Source organism: Megasphaera sueciensis, assembly GCF_050219315.1.
Taxonomy (GTDB): domain Bacteria; phylum Bacillota; class Negativicutes; order Veillonellales; family Megasphaeraceae; genus Megasphaera_A; species Megasphaera_A sueciensis.
Map to the genome: position 1 here is coordinate 1,789,896 of NZ_CP116939.1, position 18,510 is coordinate 1,808,405.

General features: G+C 38.4%; 16 protein-coding genes. 8 read left to right on the plus strand and 8 right to left on the minus strand.

The window, feature by feature from the left end; translation table 11 throughout:
- Positions 1-2 precede the first annotated feature (2 nt).
- The 7 genes from NXG62_RS08595 to NXG62_RS08625 form a co-directional block, all read right to left on the minus strand.
- On the minus strand, positions 3-1,442 hold the full coding sequence (locus NXG62_RS08595) for a tannase/feruloyl esterase family alpha/beta hydrolase (RefSeq protein ID WP_427112027.1): 1,440 nt from the start codon (positions 1,440-1,442) through the stop codon (positions 3-5).
- 146 nt (positions 1,443-1,588) lie between these two features.
- Entirely contained in the window at positions 1,589-1,885 is a 297-nt protein-coding gene (locus NXG62_RS08600; RefSeq protein ID WP_427112028.1) for an alpha/beta fold hydrolase, read from the minus strand.
- Positions 1,845-2,705 carry an alpha/beta fold hydrolase gene (locus NXG62_RS08605; protein ID WP_427112029.1) on the minus strand — a complete coding sequence of 287 codons (861 nt, stop codon included), beginning with the start codon at positions 2,703-2,705 and terminating at the stop codon, positions 1,845-1,847. Before NXG62_RS08605 ends, NXG62_RS08600 begins: the two co-directional genes overlap by 41 nt.
- A gap of 231 nt (positions 2,706-2,936) precedes the next feature.
- Positions 2,937-4,205 (minus strand): sensor histidine kinase, encoded by a 1,269-nt coding sequence (locus NXG62_RS08610; protein ID WP_427112030.1) that lies wholly within the window; start codon positions 4,203-4,205, stop codon positions 2,937-2,939.
- Between the two features lie 36 nt (positions 4,206-4,241).
- The gene (locus NXG62_RS08615) at positions 4,242-4,910 is read right to left on the minus strand and encodes a response regulator transcription factor (RefSeq protein WP_427112031.1); all 669 of its coding nucleotides are present in this window, start codon (positions 4,908-4,910) and stop codon (positions 4,242-4,244) included.
- A 21-nt stretch (positions 4,911-4,931) separates the two neighbouring features.
- Positions 4,932-5,549, minus strand: coding sequence for a GTP pyrophosphokinase (locus NXG62_RS08620; protein ID WP_427112032.1), 618 nt, complete (start codon positions 5,547-5,549; stop codon positions 4,932-4,934).
- Positions 5,550-5,687: 138 nt separating this feature from the next.
- The gene (locus NXG62_RS08625) at positions 5,688-7,088 is read right to left on the minus strand and encodes a PLP-dependent aminotransferase family protein (RefSeq protein ID WP_427112033.1); all 1,401 of its coding nucleotides are present in this window, start codon (positions 7,086-7,088) and stop codon (positions 5,688-5,690) included.
- A 113-nt stretch (positions 7,089-7,201) separates the two neighbouring features.
- Here NXG62_RS08625 and NXG62_RS08630 point away from each other — a divergent pair, with 113 nt between their 5' ends.
- The 3 genes from NXG62_RS08630 to NXG62_RS08640 all read left to right on the plus strand — a co-directional run bounded on the left by NXG62_RS08630 (position 7,202) and on the right by NXG62_RS08640 (position 8,973).
- Positions 7,202-7,933 carry an AzlC family ABC transporter permease gene (locus NXG62_RS08630; RefSeq protein WP_427112034.1) on the plus strand — a complete coding sequence of 244 codons (732 nt, stop codon included), beginning with the start codon at positions 7,202-7,204 and terminating at the stop codon, positions 7,931-7,933.
- Positions 7,923-8,243 carry an AzlD domain-containing protein gene (locus NXG62_RS08635; RefSeq protein WP_427112035.1) on the plus strand — a complete coding sequence of 107 codons (321 nt, stop codon included), beginning with the start codon at positions 7,923-7,925 and terminating at the stop codon, positions 8,241-8,243. The genes NXG62_RS08630 and NXG62_RS08635 overlap by 11 nt, the downstream gene beginning before the upstream one ends.
- Before the next feature lie 205 nt (positions 8,244-8,448).
- The gene (locus NXG62_RS08640; protein WP_427112036.1) at positions 8,449-8,973 is read left to right on the plus strand and encodes a M20/M25/M40 family metallo-hydrolase; all 525 of its coding nucleotides are present in this window, start codon (positions 8,449-8,451) and stop codon (positions 8,971-8,973) included.
- A 106-nt stretch (positions 8,974-9,079) separates the two neighbouring features.
- Here NXG62_RS08640 and NXG62_RS08645 read toward each other — a convergent pair whose 3' ends face one another.
- The gene (locus NXG62_RS08645; protein ID WP_427112037.1) at positions 9,080-10,807 is read right to left on the minus strand and encodes a plasmid pRiA4b ORF-3 family protein; all 1,728 of its coding nucleotides are present in this window, start codon (positions 10,805-10,807) and stop codon (positions 9,080-9,082) included.
- Positions 10,808-11,722: 915 nt separating this feature from the next.
- Between NXG62_RS08645 and NXG62_RS08650 the strand changes: the two genes are divergently transcribed.
- The 5 genes from NXG62_RS08650 to eda all read left to right on the plus strand — a co-directional run bounded on the left by NXG62_RS08650 (position 11,723) and on the right by eda (position 18,448).
- The gene (locus NXG62_RS08650) at positions 11,723-13,285 is read left to right on the plus strand and encodes a sigma 54-interacting transcriptional regulator (RefSeq protein WP_427112038.1); all 1,563 of its coding nucleotides are present in this window, start codon (positions 11,723-11,725) and stop codon (positions 13,283-13,285) included.
- Between the two features lie 184 nt (positions 13,286-13,469).
- Entirely contained in the window at positions 13,470-14,582 is a 1,113-nt protein-coding gene (gene ald / locus NXG62_RS08655) for an alanine dehydrogenase (protein WP_427112039.1), read from the plus strand.
- A gap of 126 nt (positions 14,583-14,708) precedes the next feature.
- The gene (gene alr / locus NXG62_RS08660) at positions 14,709-15,884 is read left to right on the plus strand and encodes an alanine racemase (protein ID WP_427112040.1); all 1,176 of its coding nucleotides are present in this window, start codon (positions 14,709-14,711) and stop codon (positions 15,882-15,884) included.
- 173 nt (positions 15,885-16,057) lie between these two features.
- Entirely contained in the window at positions 16,058-17,464 is a 1,407-nt protein-coding gene (locus tag NXG62_RS08665) for an amino acid permease (protein WP_427112041.1), read from the plus strand.
- A gap of 9 nt (positions 17,465-17,473) precedes the next feature.
- Positions 17,474-18,448, plus strand: a complete 975-nt coding sequence (gene eda / locus NXG62_RS08670; RefSeq protein ID WP_427112042.1) for a bifunctional 4-hydroxy-2-oxoglutarate aldolase/2-dehydro-3-deoxy-phosphogluconate aldolase — start codon at positions 17,474-17,476, stop codon at positions 18,446-18,448.
- Positions 18,449-18,510: the final 62 nt, after the last annotated feature.

The following is an 18,510-nucleotide window of genomic DNA, read 5'->3' on the forward strand; positions in this document are numbered from 1 at the left end:
TTTTAGTACATATCAATTTCACTGTGATCCCAAATACTGAAAACTTTATTCGTTGATTCAGGAACACCGATAGTCATACTTTGTGGTGCCGGAACGCCATTTTCCACCCAATTCACCAACGCATCAAAAGCCTGATGTACATATGGCATAAGCGGCTGTAATGTATTTTGAGGATCTACTTTAGGATTACTCACAAAGGAGTCAAAATGATTGCCGTGTTCGACCATATATAATCGGTACATACGGATATCACCATTTTTTTCCACAAGTTTTTCATACGCCGCCGCATGAACGGTGGGGAATAGCAGTGCATCCCAAGTTCCATGAATAGTAATTGTCGGTTTTGTAATTTTCCCTGTATTTTCAATAGTTGCAATACGTTTCATCGCTTCCGGCCGCTTAAACCAATCATAATTTTTATAATCTTCAGGATGGCCTAAAAATTCCCACCAATTACGATTTTTATATTCCGGATCATATTTGACTCGGTGAAGATTTAACGTCGGCAGCCAATATAACGTACCGTATATCGGCCATAACATACTAGACTGTTCAGGCAAACCCATTTTTTCCAAAGATGCTCCCGCTAGTTTCTTTGCCTGTGGCGATGCTGTTTGATCTTTTAAAATTTGCCATGCATTAACTGCTGTCGAAAGACTGGAAATAAGATTTTCTTCATGCCCTCTCCATAAAACACCTTCCCAATCGATCATGCCGCTGTATAATTCCGGATGATGTTCCATCGCATAACGGGTTACATACCCACCATTAGAGTATCCCAACAAATAAGTGTACGCCGGCTCTTTATTGTACAGTTTCTTCAAAACTTCCCGTGATGCCATCGTCAGTTGATAGAAACGCTGATTCCATTCACTCAAGGAATCTTCTTTATTGCTAAAAGCATTCATCGCCTTCGCCCAAGGATAAATAACACCGTCCGGAGCGGGTATTTGTTCTCCCGTCGTCCCTTTATCACAAACAGCATACGCATAACTGGCACCATTTTTATCGACTTTTGTAAGAACATAATCACTGATAAGTGCATCCGTCGAACGAGAATCACCGAAGCCAGGTGCTCCTACAATAACCAATCGACCATTCCATTTATCAGGAACACGAATAACAAAATTACAATCATCAAAATATCCGCTTATTTCTTTACCAGAGATCTTTATTTTGGGCGCATACCAATCAGGGCGCTGCGGCTTCCCCGTTGACCAATCACTTACTGCCAGCGCAATGCGGCGTCCTTCCGCTAATTTACCTATGTCCGGATTATTGGTAGTTAAATCGGCATATTGTACTACATTGACACTATGTGCACCCGTAATATAGGTAGACATAGCATTTGTTAAAAAACTCGGAGCTAAACTAAAAAAACACAATCCTGACATCAACAAAATTATTTTTATTTTTTTTTTACAGTCAATCAACGTCTCCACATCCCTTCTCTTTTTAATATCCGTATGTTTTTAAAAATCCAAAAATTCTCCTGCCGCACATTCTGGCTGTTCAATAAACGGAGAGTGTCCGCATTTCTCCAACAAAACCACACGTGCCTCTTGCATCACACCTATCGTATGAATCATTAGATATTTGTCCCCCCATGGAATGTCCCATGAAATTGTTTTAACTCTAATTTTTCTGCCAATGTTTTTATATCATCAACAAACTGTAAAATTTCATATCCACTGCTTGTATGCGTACTTTTACCGCAACCGCGAAGATCCATTGCAATAAAACGATACGAATCGGGAATATGGGGGAATAAAAACTTCCACCACAATGAAGATGCTAAATTACCATGAACAGCCACAATCGTATTCGGTCCGGTTCCATATTCTTCATAATACATTCTCCATTTCGGCAGATTTAGAAACGGCATACTTTTTCCTCCTTTCTAAAAAATTTTTATATACTACATCAGGTAATTGTTCAAGAAACTGAGATAGCAGTCGATTATATTCCTGTGGGTTTTCCACTTTAGACATATGTGCAGCCGCCGGAATAACAGCAAGCTGTGCCGTTGGAAGATTTTTTTCTAAATATTCCGCATAGGCTAACGGTGTCGTCTGATCGAATTCTCCTACAAGCAGCAAAAAAGGGAAATTCATTTGCTTGTGATATGCCCGGTAATCTGCCTTAAAGGTAGCAATAGTTGCTTGTTTATACGATTCCGATTCATTATGCAAAAATAATTTTTTAATTTCCTGCCGCACCTCCCGCGATGTCTGAGGAGCACAACATCTTTCGGCAACCATTTCCGCCAAATCTTCCATAGCAGCTGTTTCGAGATATGCTAATCGCTCTCTCAATCCATCCGTACTAAACGGCGGTGGATAAAATCCAGCAGCATCGCTTAACACAAAAGCAATCGCTCTTTCCGGATAGTGGACCGCAATTTCCTGACAAATTAATCCTCCCATGGAATGACCTATAAAAACCGTTTTTTCAATGCCAAGTTTATTTAATAATTCAATAATATCCTTTGCAAAAAGAGATATTGTAATGATTTCTGCATCATCATTGCTGCTTTGTCCATGAGCCCGCAAGTCAAGATTGATTATTCTATATTTTCGACTCAAGCAGGTAACCTGATGGCTCCATGATTGCATGCACTCTCCCAATCCATGAATAAAAACTAAAGGCGTTCCCCTTCCTTTCGATTCATAATTTAGTTGTATATTGTTAATTTTTATAAACACAGGCAGCTCCTCCCTTATACTAGATAACATCCTTTTTGCATAAATTATAATGTTCTCATCCATATCATTACATTTATTAATAAAATACATCTATTTAAGTAATGAAAGTATATCAAGTAGTAGTTACGTATAAGTTACATTTTTGTTACAAAAAAAGGACTGACATAAAAAATAAATGTCAGTCCTCTTTATAAAATATAAATATAATGTTAAAAACTTATATGCAAAAAATCATACGATCGTACTCATCTTGACAACAAATGTAATTTTTCCATTCTCATAAGACACCTGAATTTTCCCCTTGATAAGCTGTGTTAATTCTTCTGCCATGGATAAACCAATGCCATATCCGTTTTTTTGACTATTATGAGATACATCCCCGCGATAAAATCGTTCAAAAAATTTAGAATAATCAATAGCAGCTCCCTCAGCGTAGGTATTAGAAATGGTAATGACCGCCTTTTTTCTCTTTTCCTTTGCAAGAACAACATCAATGACGCCCTTATCATCACAATATTTGACAGCATTATCAACAAGGATATTTATCAGTTCATATACACATTTCGCATCAGACCGCACATAGACAGGAGAAACAATACGGCAATTCAGTTGCTTCCCCTGATCCTTTACCATTTGTTGAAATGATTCTGTCACAGTGGTAACCGTTTCAGATAAATCCATTTTCGTGATAGTAAGATCCACATAAGAGCGTTCTCCCATTTTGGATAACATAATCAAATCATCAATTAAATTGGACAATCTCTTGACCTGTTTTAAAATATTGCCAGTCCATTCATTCTTTCCATTAATAAGTTCTATTGCTTCTGTATTAGTAGAAATAATAGCAATCGGTGTTTTCAGTTCATGTCCCGCATTGGTGATGAACCGTTTCTGATTTTCCATATTGCGTACAAACGGCTTAATGGCCAAATTGCATAATGCCGCCAGAATAAACACGTACAGTAAAATGCAAATAAAGCCAAGCATTACAGAATAGCGGACAAAGGCTTCCACCGCACCTACGTCACGAGTGCAATCCATAATCACGATAAGGAAATCTCCATCTTTGTTTTTGGTAATCATGTACGCATAACTGGCTCTGTCTTTTTTGAAGAATCCTTTATTTTTTCCTTCTTGCACAGTAGTCCGCGCATATTGAATCGCTTCATTCTCCGTAAAGGCGGCAATATGCTTAAGATCAATTTCCTTTACATACCCATCGGGATCGACCAGTACACTGAAAAAACGAGTTTGATAGGAAAACTCCGGGGTATCATCTGACCAATTAGAATCACCAAACCAGCTGCTATCAGGAGGTATTTTTTTAGGCAGCACATTCCCACCATTTTGTGAGATATAGGAAAGAACCGATTCCACTTGGGCATGCATGCGCATATACGCAATCGTATTGATCATTCCCAGTGCTCCGACAACAATAATAACGACGGCTGCCGTAGCAACTAAAACAAATTTTTTCCGCAGATCTTTTATCATATTCATGATTAGTGCCGCCTGCCTTTACATGTAGTTTGACTTTCATCTTTCTATCAGTAAAAATTTTTTGCCCTTCTCCCCCACAATCTGAATATCAGCATCAATGGATTCCAATTTTTCCCGCAGATAGGATACATATATCCAAACGATAGTCTTATTTACGTCCGTTTCATTTTTCCAAACATGCGAAAAAATCAATTCTGTTGAAAGTTCTTTTCCAGCGTTCAGCATAAAAAATTTCATAAGTTTCGTTTCTTTATTAGCCAGACGGATAGAATTTTTACAAGATAATTCCTGTTCTTCCACATCCAAAGCAACGGCACCTACAGAAAGTTTCGTCGGCGTAAAAGAACTAAGGCGGCGCGTCATGGATCGGATACGTGCCAATAATTCACCCATAGCAAACGGTTTTGTCAAATAATCATCTGCACCTGCATCAAGACCACTGATTCGATCATCAATTTCAGCCTTAGCTGTCAACATAATGACCGGAGTTACATCCCCGTTGCCTCGTAAGTGCTTCAACGCTTCAACACCATCCATCTTAGGCATCATAATATCAAAAACCATACAATCATATGTATTTTCCTGTGCTTTATTTACTGCTGCCGCGCCATCATATACAGCATCTACTTCATATCCGGAATGACGCAATATAGCCGTTAACGCTGCCGACATATCGTGTTCGTCTTCTGCCAGCAATATTCTCATCCTATTCACACTCCTCTAGTTCTACTGCCCCGTATGAATCAAATTTCGTATAGTTTGCATAGATACATCACAAGCAGCCAGTTCATCTGCACATCGTTTCAATTCCCGTACTATCATTTCGGGATTCTGGATATCATGCTTATATTTCATTTGATGTTCCAAGCTGGCCCACGAATCCATAGCAATCGTCCTGATTTGTATTTCTGCAAAAAAACGTCCCGGATTTTCCCCGTCTACATCCTTATATGGCTCTGTCAGTTCGATAATCATGTGATAGCTGCGATATCCATTCGGCTTAACCTGTTTGATATAATCTTTCTCTTGAACAACACGGCATTCTGTAAACGCTTTAATATGATTTACATTAACATAAATATCATCAATAAACCGACAGACAATCCGGAGTCCGATTGCATCCCGTATATCATGTACAGCCGAATGCGGAACTTGCGGCAATCCTTTGCGTCGGCATTTATCCATCATGCTTTCCTGTGATTTAAGACGGTAAATCAAATGTTCATATGCTGCTTCTCCGTTTTGTTCTTTCTCTTCTTCATTATATTCTTGGATACGTCTTACTAGATCCTTCAACACGGCTTCCAGTGCCGGGACATATTCTCCATATATAGTATCCGTCATTCCTGTTTCACCTCAATTTTAATTACATCATTATTATATCATACCACTATCTGCCATAGTATTATCAAAAATATATATGCTGCTTTAATAATTTAATTGCATGCTCAGCTCTTTATAGACGTATGTACAGTTTCTTGATTAATAATCTGCACATGTTTCATCCAACATTTTTTTAATGAGTTGCACTCCGTCAGCCAGCTGTTCACGTGTTCCCGGTGCCGCTACAGCCAATCTTACAGCATTTACAGATTTCGCATTTCCTACAGCAAAACACTCAGCCCCATAAACATGCACGCCTTGCTGATATGCACTTGCTGCAAAAGCTTCTCCTGTAATATGTGATGGCAGAATAAGCCAACGCATGATTCCTTCTGGTACGCCGCGAACATCATAATTTTTCAAATATCGGTCTACAATGTTATTTCGCTGTCTGTTTTCATTACGATGCTCTTCTATGATTTTTCCTGCATCTTCCGATACGATTATCTGGCACACCAGCTCCGCCATCATAGGAGGTACGGAAATATTCATATTGTATAACGCTTCCGTTAATTTCTGCCTGAAGCTTTCAGGAACAGCCAAAAATGCCATCCGCAGCCCTGGTGAAATAACTTTAGAAAGGCTTGATATATATACGGTTCGTTCAGGAGCACGCACTGCAATCGGTATACGCGGCGTATCATACAAAAGGCTGTGAATAGCATCTTCAATTACAATCAAATGTTCCTTCCTGGCAATATCAGCAATTGCGTTTCTACTGGCTTCCGACAAGGTATGTGTCGTAGGATTATTCATATCCGGTATAACGTACAGTCCCTTTATATTGCCATTCTTACAAGCATACAACAAGTTTTCAGCAGTTATTTCCTCATCATCACACGACGGGATAGGATATAAACGTATTTCCAGCATGTTAGCCGCCGTTTTTATACCCGGATATGTAAATTCACAAGTACCGATCGTATCTCCTGCATGGAAAAGACCCGCTAACACAGCCATAATAGCATTTTGTGCTCCATTGGCAAGCAATACTTGGGATGATTGTACATCATAGCCAGCCCGGCATATTAATTTTGCTGCTGTCTCCTTTTGCCACAGCGTTCCGTTAATTCGTCCATATTGGAAAAGTTCTGGAAAATCTGGTTTTGTAATCATCTTTTCCATCTGTGCAGCAATAATCTCGTTACTATTCTTCGAGGGAAAAACTGGACCCATTTCAATAATATCAGACAATTTTTTTTCAGACAATAAAAACGGATCAGCCGCCGCATCGGAAGCAACAAAAGTACCATTGCCGACAGTCGAACAAATAATACCTTTTTGTTCACATAATTTAAATGCTCTGGAAACAGTGCTTACATTGATATCCAAAAAATCCGCCAATTCCCGCTGCGGTGGTAATCGTGTACCCGGAGTCAAAATCCCTTCCCGGACATCATCTTCCAATTGTTGCGCAATTGTTTTATAAAGAGGTCCCATACGCTTTTCAATATCAGGTTTCCAACTCATAGGATAATCATCAAAAGAATTGATTGGCATACACCCATTCACCCTTCCAAATTGTATTGCACACAATTATAACATTGTGTGTATAAAATGACAATGTTATACTATGAGCTACTACATTAATTTACGTAAGGAGAGATATGTTCATGCATAGTAAACGCACTATATTTTTGTCCAATCTCCGATTCTTTGATGCAGATTTTCAGCAAGGAATCCTAGATGGATGCCCACTTCTATTAGGCATAATTCCTTTCGGAATTACGTGCGGAATCATAGGACTTACTGCCGGACTTACTCCATCTGAAACACTTTTCATGTCTTTACTTGTTTTTGCAGGAGCTGCTCAATTCATCGCAATTACTATGCTGGGTACAGGTTTGACCGGGATCGGCCTTATTACATTAACGACGCTGTTAGTCAATGCACGGCATATGTTGATGGGTGCCTCCTTGGCGCCTTACATGAGCAATCAAACACGCCCGCAGCAATTACTTCTATCTTTTCTAATGACCGATGAATCTTATGCTATAACAATCAGCCATACATACCGGCATAGTTACAGTTTCTCCTATCAACTGGGAACAAGCCTTTGTTTTTATATCATATGGAATCTTTCTACTTTGGCAGGTGTCCTAGCGGGAAGTTACATTCTCGATCCCCTGTCTTGGGGTCTTGATTTTGCCATGCCGGCAACCTTTTTAGTCCTGCTGCTCCCCCGTCTGAAAGATTTTGTTAGTATTACCGTCAGTATTACCGCTGCCATATTGGCAGTCATAGGTGCTGTTTATCTTCCCGGAAAATTATATATGATAGCATCTTGTCTAGGTTCCGTATTAGTTGCGAGTCTGTTGGAAGGAGCAAAAAAATATGCGAAGTGAAATATTCTATATCATCATTGCCATGGCAGCTGTAACTTTTATCACCCGCTTCAGTTGTATCGCCATAGTAAATCAAAAAGGCCTGCCCTCCTCCTTGGCACGATGGCTGAAGCATATCCCCACTGCTATTTTAACCACATTAATTGTGCCTGCATTACTCTTGCCGCAGGGAAAGGTAGATTTTTCTCTGCAAAATCATTACCTTATCGCCGGGATAGCCGCTGCCGTTGCCGCCTATAAAAGCAAAAACATCATGATTACACTAGCAATCGGCATGGGCGTAATGATTGCGCTGCGGCTATTGAATTAGAAAAAACAAACGTCCACATACACTCCAGCTATAGGAGAAGCCTTTCGTCATCTGTCAAAAAACATATTTTCAAATGCCAAATTACCATATTCACATGACAACAATACCTCTCAGCAAATATAATAATTACATCTTTGTTTTAGGGGAAGATTCTAGTATAACCAACACAATAGTCAGTCATAATCTGGAAAAAATGCTGCAAGATATGATGAAATACGTTGTTTTTAGAAGTACCTATCGAACAAGATTCCATACTGGATCAAAAAAATGTGATTTGGGAATTGTCGATTGTATTTTCATACTTCATTACTATCAAATAATACTATGTAATCGGATCAATCGTGCCAGTACAACGCCAATACTCATGCGTCATGACCCACTAACAGCAGCTGCAAAAATATTTACAATCGGCATATCGAAAACCAATTATATCTATATGACAATAAGCAGCGGTGCCGGTCATGATGCGCAGCCCATTTCACATAAAGTACCAACCGCCATGCTTTTTATCCCCAGCAGGAACGGGAAAAGTCATTGCCCGGAAGAATATACTGCCGTGGAAAGTTTAGTCAAAGCAGTCCACGTCCTGCAAAAAACTATTAATACTAAACAAGAAAGCACGATGCTAACATCCATTTCCAATTTTATTTCGGATTCCAGCAAAGGATATTCACCTATAAGAAACCGTTTTATTTCACTATATACCTTAATTAACGCAGTTCCAAATTAACAAAAAAGCAGCCATCATCAACAAATATCCGTTATGATAGCTGTTTTTATTGTTCTATTTTATATTCATTACCAGTAATTAATCTTCTTGAAAATTTCTAAAAAATTTATTTACCATGTTTCCAGTCATTAACATAAATAATATTAGATGGATGAGGACTGGAATTTTTATCATTCATATGATAGTTTGATAATTCCACAGGCATAAATCCACGATTTACCAGTTTTCGTGTATGATTGGAAAGATCCACAAGTGCCCGTGTTAATACTTCTAATCCTGTATCATCCGTTAGTATGATACCTTCTTCCTCCAAGAAATCCAACATCGTCTTAAGAGAGTCATCATATAGGGACATCGTGTAAATATGACTAACTAAATCCAGTAAACCATCCTCTGGGTAATGAAACACTTGTAAGAAACAATGCTCCAAATTACGTATGTAAGGTGAATCAGGGATGTACGAACAGCTTAAATCTTCAATCTCTTTAATGGACGGAATATAAAAAGGTTTGTCGTCTTGCGCATTCAACAATACGTCATCGTCTATACCAGCCATAATTGTATAAATAGTAGTACCCTCCAACACAAAAGGGAAAATATCTTGCGGAATCTTCTTTATTTCTTCGATCAGCGCGTTACTAGTCGTCCGATACTTTTTATGTTGATTAAATAACGTCATCAAAATTCGTATCGGCACAATACCATATAATACTGTTGCAACTTTCATACAATCCAATAACCAGCAGCACCGTATTCTCCGCTGTACAAAAGTCTGCGTATACATCTGGTTAAGTCGATTGGTAATCTCTACAGGTATTGCAATTCCCCATCCATCAGCATAAGCGGCATATGCTCCTGCATATAATACGGGAAAATCGTCTTCCTTCATATTCACAAACAGTGTCTTCTTAACAGCTGCTTTTTGCACATTCCTTACCTCGTCATCCTTCATACATAATAAATATGTTTCTATGACCTTTGGATTCATCATGACTTTGATAATTTTCTGTACTATACCCTCTTTTGTATCATGAGATTTTATAATAATTTTTTTGTCATCAGCAATACACTTCAAACTTTCCTTATCATATTGCCGCAAATTTTCTTCTAACGTATTTTGTCCTCGTAATGTTTCTGTCCATGATTCTTTTTCCAAAAACTTTACTAATTGATCAAGTGTTTTTGATGCACATCTTGGTTGATGACTTCTTTTTTTATGACTTATCTTAGAAAAAAGTCCCAACGTTCCATTATCAAAATCCCTATATATAGACTGCTCATCCCGCTTTTCTACTTTCTCGGGCCTTAGGAAGCAAGTTTCTTCTAGTTCTTCATTTACATCGTCCATATTATAATCTATCGTATTATCTTCCAATTGTTCTTCTGTATTGTTAGATTGCAATACTGTATAATATCCATCAATACCTCCACAATCTTCCGGTGGACAGTTTCCTTTATATTTCAATACGCAAGGATACGGCTTATCATAATCAATCACTACTTTTTCTAACGTGATACGATGCTCCCACTGATCACCAAAATCATAGGTATACGTAAACCATTCTTCCCCTTCTATAAAATCGCGAAGGTATGTGTCTTGTGACTGAAATTGTTGATATCCCCCCCAAATAAAGTCGGCATCCTCCTTCTCTTCGGAAATAGATATGCGTTGTTTACGAAATTCATAATCAGATAAATGGCTTCCACTCCACCCCATTATCATATTTAATACAACAGATAATTGAGAAAACGTAAAGTTAGAAGGAATAACACATCTGCGCCAAATAGGTGGATGCGAATTCTTGATTTCAATTTTTACTTGGTATGCTTTCATATAGATCCCCTTTCTTTAGTGTAAACTAATAATTTTATTGTTATATCATATTATGAAACAAATTGCTATTATACAAAAAGCATCTATCAAGAATATAGTCATCAAACATCCGTTTATTCCAATATGCATTGCTGGAATAAACGGATATGATTGGACACATAAGTTTCCAATCATATTAAAAATATCTTTACTAATTCATTTCGAGAATGTGGAAATTTTTGTGTAGCGTACCACCATCAGAATAGTCATTGCCCCTATACAATGATGCTCATTGTTGTTAAATACAATAATTTTATCAAATCAGTATCCAAAACAAACATACTTTTTGTTTTGGATACTTTTCACAATTGATGGTTGAAATTTTTAATCACATGGGTTATATAAATTAATTTACGTATCAATGCATTTTGACAAAACCGTGGACATCATTCATGTCTTTAACACCATTTTCATTACTTACCATAAGGAAATATCTCTTATTCTAATTTTATTTTACCTAATATCAGATCAAAGGTTTACATAATTATTTCAGCACTACCTTCACTTCCCAATTACTGGCACAATAATTGCATATATTTAGTTAATCATTATAATATCGGAAATAACGTCAAACAGCCTACCGATCCGTATAATTGAGATTGGACTCATACATACAAAGATTCTCCACTTATATTACCATCAAATCTTTTATATTTTCACCAAATATAAAAATATCCAGTGTATTATTCAGACTCTTTTATATACCTGCTTATCTTTATTATTGTTAGCATACTTGCATATACTCTTATCATACCTATAATTATTCATTCTTTTCATTAATTGTACTACTTTTTTTAAATGCTTACTCTGTTTATTTAATCTAATTCAATGCTTTCATCAAAAAAAAACACAAATCCTATGAGGAGGTAATATATCATGGAAACAATATGCTTTAAACTCCCTAATGTAGATCGAATCGGGTTAGCACAAGACATATCAAAAATATTGGCGTTTCATCATATTAATATTGTATCTATGGAAGCTCAATTTAATTCATTATATATAGAAATCGAACAATTACCCGCTGATAAAATGAAATTAGTACTCAATAAACTGAAAAACATTCCCGGTATCATTGCTGTACAAAAAGTACATTACATGCCTCGCCAACAACTAACTCAACAGCTACATGCTATTCTTTCTTCTATAAGTGATGGTATTATAGCTATTGATAGCAATCAACGTATTACACAATATAATCCGGTAGCTGAAAAAATCGTTCGCTCGCCATATCACACGGTTATTGGGCATCAATTCACAGAGATATTTCCTGCCGACCTTCCGTTATTGGAAACCTTAAAACAGGGAACAACATATGATAACAGGGAAATAATTCTAAAACAAACAAGCAGTCATTATTTAACAAGCGGGCGGCCTATTGTAGATACTGAAGGAAACATAAACGGTGCCGTGGCGCTTCTTAAGGATATCGGCGAAGTCCGCAAATTAGTTGCTTCCTTTACTAGCAGCAAACCACATGTTTTTCATGATATCGTATATCAAAGCAACGCAATTCAGCAGGTTGTGGATACTATCAATACAATTGCCGCCGGTACCTCTACCGTATTTATCCAAGGAGAAACAGGAACTGGGAAAGAACTTGTTGCACGGGCAATCCACATGTCTTCCTCGCGAGCACAAGAAAAATTTGTGCCCATTAATTGTGCTGCTATCCCGGAATCACTGCTAGAAAGCGAATTGTTCGGATACGCCAAAGGTGCTTTTACAGGTGCCGACAAAAATGGCAAACCTGGATTATTTGAATTTACTGATGGCGGCACACTTTTTTTAGACGAAATCAGTGAAATGCCTATGGCATTACAAGCCAAACTACTACGGGTACTGCAAGAACGGACAGTTAGACGAATCGGAAGTTTAGAAGAACATCCTATTGATGTCAGAATCATTGCCGCTACGAACCAGAATATAAAAAAAATGATTGATACCGGCAAGTTTCGAGAGGATCTATATTACCGTTTAAATGTTATCCCGCTATACGTTCCGCCTTTGCGAGAACGTCGTGCAGACATCTCACTGCTAACACAGAATTTTTTACAGCATTTTTCTATTAGATTGCAAAAAAGCGTATGTACGATCAGTGAAACCGCTATGTCAAAATTAATGCAATATGACTGGCCGGGTAATGTCCGGGAACTGGAAAACGTCATGGAAAGAGCTGTAAATTTAGTTACCGGTACCATCATTTTGCAAGAACACATTGTCTTTGACTCCGATTTTAAACGTGATACTTCACAACTTTTTGCACAACGCGCTCATTCTACAATGTCAGAAGCTATATCTCATTTAGAATATGATATATTAGTCCATGCAATGAAACACTACCATAGTTCCCGCAGTCTGGGACATGCGTTAGGAATGTCTCATACAGCCATTATAAAGAAAATGCACAAATATAACTTAAAGTTCTCAAAAAAATGATTTAGTGGAATGATTAGATACCATTGGACATAAAAGTTTCCATCTATTGGAAACTTTTATGTCCAATCTATATTGTAAAACCTGTAATTATGGGCTTTCTTATTTGGCATAATTATTTCATATATTTATACAGGTGGAACGGTATGTATTCACTGAACTTTATTATATTATTGGAGGGATTCATATGATCGTAGGTACAGTAAAAGAAATTAAAGACAACGAATTTCGAATTGGATTAACTCCCGCAGGATGCCATGCACTAAAAGCTGCAGGACATACTGTATTAGTTGAAAAAGGTGCTGGAGAAGGCAGCGGTTTTTCAGATGCCATTTACAAAGAAGCCGGCGCAAAACTTCTTTCTAAACGCGAAGTATTTGATCAGTCCGACATGATTGTCAAAGTAAAAGAACCGCTACCACCGGAATATGACATGTTCCATTCAGGCCAAATACTCTTTACCTATTTACACCTTGCTCCCGAACCGGCATTAACAAAAGCGTTATTAGATCACCAGGTTGTAGGTATCGCCTATGAAACGATTCGTGATAAAAGCAACACGCTACCGTTACTCTCCCCAATGAGCCGTGTAGCTGGTAGAATGGCTGTACAACTAGGTGCCCAATATCTAGAAAAACAATACGGTGGCAAAGGTATTGTCCTAGGCGGAGTTCCTGGTACGGAAGCGGGTCAAGTAGTCATTATTGGTGGTGGCACAGTAGGAACAAATGCAGCCAAAATGGCGGTTGGTTTGGGTGCCAGAGTTGCTGTTCTTGATATGAATCCAGAACGGTTAGCCTATTTAGATGATATGTTTGGCGGTAGAATAGAAACTGTTGTATCTAACTCCTACATCACGGCACAATGGGTAAAAAAAGCAGACCTACTCGTCAGCTGCATATTAATTCCGGGTGCTATGACCCCTAAAGTTGTTACAGAAGCTATGGTAAAAACAATGGAACCTGGTTCTGTAATTGTAGACGTAGCTATTGACCAGGGCGGTGGTGTAGAAACCTGTGATAAAATCACAACACATACCGATCCTATTTATGTTAAACACGGCGTCATTCATTATGCCGTAGCCAATATCCCCGGTGCCGTCCCCCGTACATCAACTATCGCCCTGACAAATTCCACATTGCCATATGCATTGAGCATTGCGAATAAAGGCTGGAAAAAAGCATTACAGGATGATGCGGGATTAGCAAAAGGTCTTAATACTGTTGCAGGAAAAGTAACGTTCAAAGCTGTATCCGATGCACTCGGTCTGGCTTATACACCAGTAGAACAAATACTGTAATACAATTGTCGCAGGTGCTGAAAAGCTGAAAACAAAAGATACCAGTGAATCATGTTTTCAGCTTTTTTGGCAATCTTCAACGACATAGACTATTCCAACTGGTTTTATGATTGATGGAGGTAAATTATGCTGGATATGAGAAAAAGGCGGCCTATGTGGGCCGAAATTGATTTAAACGCTTTAGACAGTAATATGCGGGAAATACGTCGTATCGTCTCCTCCGACACATTAGTAACCGCCGTGGTAAAAGCAGATGCTTACGGTACCGGTGCTGCTGTTGTTTCAAAAGAACTGCTGGATAACGGAGCTGACAGGTTAGCAGTAGCTGTGCTTGATGAAGCCGTAGAATTACGGCAATCCGGCATTACAGCTAAAATACTGGTTCTCGGCCCTACGTCCGGTTCCCGAGCCGAGGAACTAATCAATTTCGGAATTGATGCTCCTATTTTCCACTATGAAGACGCTGTAGCATTTTCTGATGAAGCAGTACGGCAAAACAAACCAGTCAGTCTTCACATCGCAATCGACAGCGGCATGGGACGCATTGGATATAAACCTACAGAAGAAAGCATCCAAGAAATAATAAAAATCAGTAAATTACCTAATATTATTTTGGAAGGCATATTTACACATTTTGCATCTGCTGATACAAAAGACAAATCATTTACAAGAAAACAATATAAAAAATTTAAAAGTGTGTGTAACCGTCTCCAAGAAGAACAAGTATCCATCCGAATCCGACACTGCTGTAACAGTGCCGCCATATTGGACTTACCGGAATATCATGACCAAATGGTACGTGCCGGCATCATTATGTATGGACTAGCTCCCTCATCAGAAGTGGATATTACCCGGTTTAATCTAAAGAAAGTGATATCGTTAAAATGCCGTATTGATCATATAAAAACCATTGAAAAAGGGGACAGTGTAAGCTACGGGAGAAAATTTATCGCGGCCGGGCCAACACGTATCGCCTCTCTTCCGATTGGGTATGCCGACGGATATACACGAATGTTATCTAATAAAACCGATGTTTTAGTACACGGAAAACGGGCAAAACAAGTCGGTTCTATTTGTATGGATCAGTGCATGATCGATGTAACAAATATTCCCAATGTCAAAATAGGTGATGAAGTAGTATTATTTGGAAAGCAAGAAGGTGCAGAACTACCCGTGGAAGAACTGGCAAATACAGTAGGTACCATCAATTATGAAATTATTTGCATGCTTGCCAGGCGAGTACCTCGTGTATATATGCGCAACGGAACGATAACAACATGCCGTGAATATTTAAAGGATTAAATATATACTATTTGTATAGTATCTTGTCGGGTTACTATGTATGTCAAAATCACACAAATTCAAACAAAATCACAATTTCCATCTTGATAAATAACAAAAGGGGAAAACGTATCGGTCAAGACAATATATTGAAATTTTTCGATATAATTTTATACATAAGGAGTTGAACAAACATGGATCAAAATAGTCAGCCCAAAGTGGATGCAATGCATGAAGATCTGCACCGAGGTCTTCAAGAACGGCATATTCAATTAATTGCTTTAGGGGGTGCTATTGGCGTTGGTTTGTTTTTAGGATCTGCCTCGAGTATTGAAAAGGCAGGACCAGCTGTTACACTAGCGTATCTGATTGGCGGTATTGCAATTTTTTTCGTTATGCGTGCCATGGGAGAGTTAACTCTCGAATATCCTGTATCCGGATCGTTTAGCGCTCATGCATCTAAATTTTTAAGCCCTTTAATGGGTTACATCACCGGCTGGAATTACTGGTACGTATGGATTGTTACCTGTATGGCTGAAGTCACAGCCGTCGGAATTTATATTCATTTCTGGTTGCCAGATATGCCGCAATGGATATCTGCCCTAGCTGCATTAGCTATTATGACATGTGTAAATATGATTGCTGTAGAAGCATACGGAGAATTTGAATTTTGGTTTGCTTTGATAAAAGTTGTAACAATTATTTTTCTGATTGTTATTGGTTGTGCTATGATTTTCTTTGGATTCAGCAACGGCGGAGTCGCTATCGGCATCAGCAATCTTTTTTCTCATGGAGGGTTTATGCCATACGGCTTTACCGGAGTTTTTGACACCTTGCTGATGATCATGTTTGCCTACGTCGGCATAGAAGTCATAGGAATCACTGCCGGAGAAGCTCAAAATCCGGAACATACGTTACCTTCAGCTATTAATAAAGTAATCTATCGAATTTTATTATTTTATATTTGTGCTTTACTCGTTATTATGTCCATTTATCCCTGGGACCAAATTGGACATGCAGGAAGTCCTTTCGTTTTAGTTTTTGAAAAAGTGGGCATCAGTGGTGCTGCAAATATTATCAACTTTGTTGTCGTTACTGCCGCACTGTCATCCTGTAACTCCGGTATTTATAGCACAGGCCGCATGCTGTATAATTTATCCTTGCAGGGGAAAGCGCCTAAATGTTTCGGAAAAGTCAATAAACGCAAAGTACCTGCACGAGCCATTCAAATATCTGTACTTTTTATGCTTATCGGAGTAGCTTTAAACTATTTTGTACCTGCCTCTGTATTTGAAATCATTACCAGCGTCAGCGCATTCGCAGGAATACTAACATGGGGAATTATTATTGTATGCCAAATGAATTTCCGTAAACAATTATCTCCGGAACAAGTCAAAAATTTAAAATTTAAAATGCCCTTTTATCCCTATGCAAATTGGTGCGTCTTAGCTTTCTTTGGCGTTGTTCTTTTCTCAGCATTTTTTAATTCAAATACACGTATTGGAATTATCTCTACTGTAATATGGATAGGTGTACTTCTTGGAATATATTATGCAATGGGTATGAATAAAAAAGAACGTAAAAACAGCTTGGAGGAATAACGATATATCATGAGTAAAACCATGAAAATGATTGCCGACATTGGACTTATTCCGCAAATTTCTCTTAATGATCCAGCGGACGCCGAGCCGTTAGGCCGTGCTTTAGTAAAAGGCGGTATTCCCATTGCAGAAGTTGCGCTTGACCAAGATACCTCTTTAAAAGTAATCCAAACATTATCTAAACAAGTGCCAGATATAATCGTCGGTGCCGGAATGATCCGTACGGTAGATCAAGCTCGCAGTGCAGTAAAAGCAGGTGTCCAATTTATTATTACACCTTCCTTTAACCCCGCCGTTACAAGATGGTGTCTTGCAAATACCGCAAACACGGTGGAGATTATCCCGGGCATTACATCTCTCGCTGATATCGAAAGAGCCCGGGATATTGGACTTACAGTATATAATTTTTTTCCAGCAATCTCCGGTGGCATCGCAGCATTAAAAACTTTGTTCGACCTGTTCGAAGATATAAAATTTATACCGATGGGCGGCATTGACAGAACTGTCATGAACGATTATCTGGACCTTCCTAATGTCGCAGCTGTCGCCGGAAAATTCATGACACCCTCGGATATAATAAAAAACAAAAACTGGGGTGAAATTACAGCACTATGTAAAAAAGTATTCAAGCACCTGCTCCGTTTTGAATTAGGACATATCGGACTGCATGCCGATACACACAATCATGCTGAAATCATCACAAATGACCTATGTACTCTCATGCTGCAAAATAAATGTATCAAGGGCGATCGTTGTTTTGTTGGTTCTGCCATCGAAGTCTATGATCGTTCTATACCGGGATCCACCGGGTATATCTGTATCGATACACGAGATATAGAAAGAGCCATTGCCTATTATAAACGCCGGGGAGTAGAGTTCGATCGAGAACGGTGTATAAAAGATGAAACAGGAAAAACAAATATAATATATTTAAAAAAAGAAGTACATGGATTAGCCATTCACTTGCACCAAAAAACAAAATAATTTTCCTTAAACATTAAAGATAGCGGCTTCCAAAAAAAAGGAAGCCGCTATCTTTAACTGAA

Excerpts from the sequence above, each read along its gene's own strand:
- NXG62_RS08665 (WP_427112041.1), top strand. The coding sequence starts at position 16,058 with ATGGATCAAAATAGTCAGCCCAAAGTGGATGCAATGCATGAAGATCTG.
- alr (WP_427112040.1), top strand. The coding sequence starts at position 14,709 with ATGCTGGATATGAGAAAAAGGCGGCCTATGTGGGCCGAAATTGATTTA.
- eda (WP_427112042.1), top strand. The coding sequence starts at position 17,474 with ATGAGTAAAACCATGAAAATGATTGCCGACATTGGACTTATTCCGCAA.
- NXG62_RS08650 (WP_427112038.1), top strand. The coding sequence starts at position 11,723 with ATGGAAACAATATGCTTTAAACTCCCTAATGTAGATCGAATCGGGTTA.
- NXG62_RS08615 (WP_427112031.1), bottom strand. The coding sequence starts at position 4,910 with ATGAGAATATTGCTGGCAGAAGACGAACACGATATGTCGGCAGCGTTA.
- ald (WP_427112039.1), top strand. The coding sequence starts at position 13,470 with ATGATCGTAGGTACAGTAAAAGAAATTAAAGACAACGAATTTCGAATT.
- NXG62_RS08610 (WP_427112030.1), bottom strand. The coding sequence starts at position 4,205 with ATGAATATGATAAAAGATCTGCGGAAAAAATTTGTTTTAGTTGCTACG.
- NXG62_RS08620 (WP_427112032.1), bottom strand. The coding sequence starts at position 5,549 with ATGACGGATACTATATATGGAGAATATGTCCCGGCACTGGAAGCCGTG.
- NXG62_RS08635 (WP_427112035.1), top strand. The coding sequence starts at position 7,923 with ATGCGAAGTGAAATATTCTATATCATCATTGCCATGGCAGCTGTAACT.
- NXG62_RS08640 (WP_427112036.1), top strand. The coding sequence starts at position 8,449 with ATGATGAAATACGTTGTTTTTAGAAGTACCTATCGAACAAGATTCCAT.
- NXG62_RS08630 (WP_427112034.1), top strand. The coding sequence starts at position 7,202 with ATGCATAGTAAACGCACTATATTTTTGTCCAATCTCCGATTCTTTGAT.
- NXG62_RS08600 (WP_427112028.1), bottom strand. The coding sequence starts at position 1,885 with ATGCCGTTTCTAAATCTGCCGAAATGGAGAATGTATTATGAAGAATAT.
- NXG62_RS08645 (WP_427112037.1), bottom strand. The coding sequence starts at position 10,807 with ATGAAAGCATACCAAGTAAAAATTGAAATCAAGAATTCGCATCCACCT.
- NXG62_RS08625 (WP_427112033.1), bottom strand. The coding sequence starts at position 7,088 with ATGCCAATCAATTCTTTTGATGATTATCCTATGAGTTGGAAACCTGAT.